At 52.6% G+C, this 3,842-nt stretch carries 3 protein-coding genes and 1 tRNA gene; all 4 read right to left on the bottom strand.

Annotated features, from left to right (window positions below; all coding sequences use genetic code 11):
- Positions 1 to 77: 77 nt before the first annotated feature.
- Positions 78 to 1,097: a hypothetical protein gene (locus tag LBJ25_02720; GenBank protein ID MDR1452871.1), complete on the bottom strand. Its 1,020-nt coding sequence runs from the start codon at positions 1,095 to 1,097 to the stop codon at positions 78 to 80.
- A 2-nt stretch (positions 1,098 to 1,099) separates the two neighbouring features.
- Entirely contained in the window at positions 1,100 to 2,152 is a 1,053-nt protein-coding gene (hisC, locus tag LBJ25_02715) for a histidinol-phosphate transaminase (GenBank protein ID MDR1452870.1), read from the bottom strand.
- Positions 2,153 to 2,291: 139 nt separating this feature from the next.
- A complete protein-coding gene (gene tuf / locus LBJ25_02710; GenBank protein MDR1452869.1) occupies positions 2,292 to 3,536 on the bottom strand; it encodes an elongation factor Tu in 1,245 nt (414 codons plus the stop codon).
- Between the two features lie 58 nt (positions 3,537 to 3,594).
- A tRNA-Thr gene (locus tag LBJ25_02705) sits at positions 3,595 to 3,670 on the bottom strand.
- Positions 3,671 to 3,842 lie beyond the last annotated feature (172 nt).

The following is a 3,842-nucleotide window of genomic DNA, read 5'->3' as shown; positions in this document are numbered from 1 at the left end:
TCAAAGACAATTATACCCTAACTATCTCAAATAACAAATGCTCACTTTTTTGTAATCTATTTTTGGAAAGGCAAAACCTAATGCTCACAGCCGCAGGCACAGTCAGGCTCGTGTCTCGTTTGTTTCCGCCGCACTCTACTGTAAAAAGGCAGCTCGACGATCCGCGCGCGCGCCATTTTGGAGCGGATCCTGACCAAAACTTCCGGCTCTTTTTTGCTTAAATAAGCCAGAGCGATCGGTCCTTTAAGCGTCGGTGAAAAAGCGCCGGAAGTGATCTCGCCAAGCAGATTTTCGGCCCTGTCGTAAACCGGATAACCCTGCCGCGGCACGCCGAATTGGTCAAGCATTTTTAAGCCAACAATGCTGTCCGACTGCGCGGCAGTCCATTCCTCGCGCAGCTCATGGCCGTAAAGCGGCAGGCCGGCTTCGAGGCGCAGAGTGTCCCGCGCGCCCAGCCCGCAGGGCGCCGTGCCGTCCTGCCGCAGGATATTCCAGACCGCCGCGCAGTTTTCCGCCGGCGTCAGCAGCTCAAAACCGCGCTCACCCGTGTAGCCAGTCTTGCTGGCCAGTACATCGTACTCGTCAAACTCCAGCGGCAAAAAAGTATAGTATCTCAGCTGTGCCAAATCCTCGGCGGTGTGCCGCTGCACCAGGCTTTCTGCTTCCGGCCCCTGCACGGCGATCACATGCAGCCCCATTAACTCGCACTCCACGCCCAGCTCCGCAAAAAAGCGCTGATCTTTTTCAGTATTGGCCGCGTTGAAAACACTTAAATAATTTTCATAATCTTTGTAGATCAAAATATCGTCAACAATCCCGTTTTGCGTGTTACGGATACGGTTGTAGCGGATCTGCCCGACGGCCATATCGCCAATGGATCTGGTCAGCGCCGCGCGCTGGACAGACAATAGTTTTTCTGACGAGGCAAATTTCACGACGCCCATGTGTCCCGCGTCGAACATCCCGGCGCGTGAGCGCACAGCTTTGTGTTCCTCAATAATGCCGGTGTATTGCAACGGCATTTCCCAGCCGCCAAATTCAACCATTTTGGCGCCGAGTCTTAAATGTTCCTCATAAAGCGGCGTGTGTTTTAACAAGATTACAAGATCTCCTTTAAAGCGGCGCTAAATTTTTGATTCTGCTCCGGCGTGCCGATCGTTACGCGGATGGCGTCCTGGACGCCAAAGCTCTGCAGGGGACGCACGGTCACGCCCCGCTCCAGCAGTTTCTGAAAAGCCGCGTTGCAGTCCTGGCCGATATAAACAAAAATAAAATTTGCTTCCGTCGGATAATATTTTAAGCCCAGTTTATCAAACTCCGCATATAAATATTTTTTGCCGATTTCATTATTTTCGCGCGAACGCCGCACAAAATCTCTGTCGTCCAGCGCCGCCGCCGCCGCGGTCTGCGCCAGCGCGTTGACATTAAAAGGCTCGCGGGTTTTATTCAGATAGGCAATCACTTCAGGGGCGGCGATCATGTATCCCGCGCGCAATCCGGCCAAACCGTAAATTTTGGAAAAAGTGCGGGTGAGCAAAAGATTTTTAAAAGTTTTCAGCAGGCCCAGGGAGTTCGGATAATCCGCGGCGGCGGCATACTCGGCATAGGCTTCGTCAAGGACCACCATGATCTCATCGGGAACTTTTTTTAAGAAATTTTCTAATTCCGCCGCCGGGAAATACGTGCCAGTCGGGTTATTGGGATTGGCCAAAAAAATTATTTTGGTCTGCGGCGTGATTTTTTGAAGCATGGCCTCCAGCTGAAATCGGCCGTCGGCAAGCGGCGCATAATCCACCGCGCCGGCAAAAAGTTTCGCGGCAAAAGTGTATTCGGAAAAAGTAACCGTCGAAGTCAAAACCCGCTCTGCCGGCCGCACAAAAGCCGCGGTGATAAAATGAAAAATTTCGTCCGAGCCATTGCCGGTCAAAAAATATTCCGGCGACAGGCCGTAATATTCAGCCAGCGCGTTTTTCAGCCGAACGCAGCCGCCGTCAGGATAGAGATGCAGTTTGTCCAGACTTTCTTTGAGCGCCGCCAGAGCTTTGGGCGAAGAGCCCAGCGGATTCTCATTGGAAGCCAGTTTGATCGCGCCCTCTTTTAAGACTCCGGGCTGATACGGCGCGATGTTTTGAATATTCTCTTTGGTCTGCATTTTAACTCACACCCCGCAGTTGTAATTTCGCCGCGTTCAATTACGACAGCCCCCCTTTCGCAAGGGGGGCAAATTTAACTTCTCTCTCTATTTGCTCCCCTTGTTCAAAGGGGAGCTGTCTGCGCAGCAGACAGAGGGGTTACTTTATAATTTTCGTCACCACGCCGGAACCGACCGTCCTGCCGCCTTCGCGCACCGCGAAACGCAGCTGCTCCTCGATGGCCACCGGCACGATCAGTTTCACAGTGATCGCCGTATTGTCGCCCGGCATCACCATTTTTTCTTTATTCTTGTCGATAGTGCCATCGTCCAGTTTTTTCAAGTCGTCAGCGGACATGCCGGTGCGCAGAATGATCTGGCCGGTAACGTCCGTAGTCCGAATATAAAACTGCGGCTGATAACCGTCAAAGAACGGAGTGGTACGTCCGCCTTCCTCTTTTTTCAGCACATAGACCTGCGCCTCAAAAGTGGTATGCGGATTGACCGAACCGGGTTTGGCCAGCACCTGACCTCTTTCGAGGTCTTTTTTCTCCACGCCGCGCAGCAATAGACCGACATTGTCTCCGGCCTGGCCTTCATCCAGAGTCTTGCGGAACATCTCCACGCCAGTCACCACAGTTTTGGAACGCTCTTCTTTCATACCGACAACTTCCACTTCGTCATTGACATGCACGATACCGCGCTCAATACGGCCGGTGCCCACCGTGCCGCGGCCTGTGATCGTGAAAACGTCCTCGACCGGCATCAGGAACGGCTTATCAATGTCGCGTTTGGGCAGCGGAATGTAGCTATCCACCGCTTCCATCAGCTTGGCGATGGCCTGCTCGCCGTATTCACCAGTGTCGCCTTCCAGAGCTTTCAACGCGGAACCTCTGATGATCGGAATATCTTTGCCCGGAAACTCATACTGGGTCAGCAGATCGCGGATCTCTTCCTCGACCAGCTCCAGCAATTCCGGATCGGCAATGTCGCATTTATTGAGGAACACCACCAGATTGGGCACGTTGACCTGACGCGCCAGCACGATATGCTCGCGGGTCTGCGGCATCGGGCCGTCCGTGGCGGCCACCACCAGAATAGCGCCGTCCATCTGCGCCGCGCCAGTGATCATGTTTTTCACATAATCGGCGTGTCCGGGACAGTCCACATGCGCGTAGTGGCGGTTGGCGGTCTCGTACTCCACATGCGAAGTCGAGATCGTGATCCCGCGAGCTTTTTCCTCGGGAGTATTGTCGATCTGGTCAAAAGTTTTGGCTTGAGACAAACCCTGCTTGGCCAGCGTCGTGGTGATCGCGGCCGTCAAAGTCGTTTTGCCGTGGTCGACGTGGCCGATCGTGCCAATGTTGACGTGCGGTTTATTCCTGTTGAATTTTTCTCTTGCCATTATTTCCTCCTAAAATTTTTCTTATTCTAAAATACAGCCAAATTAAAAACAATACCTCTGGAGCCCACAATCGGAATTGAACCGATGACCCCATCCTTACCATGGATGTGCTCTACCTGCTGAGCTATGTGGGCACACCCACAAAACGGGAAAGAATACTAACATAAGCTTTTTTTAAAAGCAATAATCACGCCGCCTTGATTTGAACTCTATCGGTCAATTCATTTTCGGCCAGGGCGCTGTCGTCCTGAATATTGGACTCGGTTTGCAGGCGTTCCATGAGCTGGACCAGTTTTTTCTTTTTGT

This window comes from Candidatus Margulisiibacteriota bacterium (assembly GCA_031268855.1).
Lineage (GTDB): Bacteria > Margulisbacteria > Termititenacia > Termititenacales > Termititenacaceae > Termititenax.
Note: the sequence above shows the minus strand (reverse complement) of the source record. Positions and strands in the feature narration are given on the sequence as shown.

Coding starts and splice junctions, on each gene's coding strand:
- hisC (MDR1452870.1), bottom strand. CDS start 2,152: ATGCAGACCAAAGAGAATATTCAAAACATCGCGCCGTATCAGCCCGGA.
- tuf (MDR1452869.1), bottom strand. CDS start 3,536: ATGGCAAGAGAAAAATTCAACAGGAATAAACCGCACGTCAACATTGGC.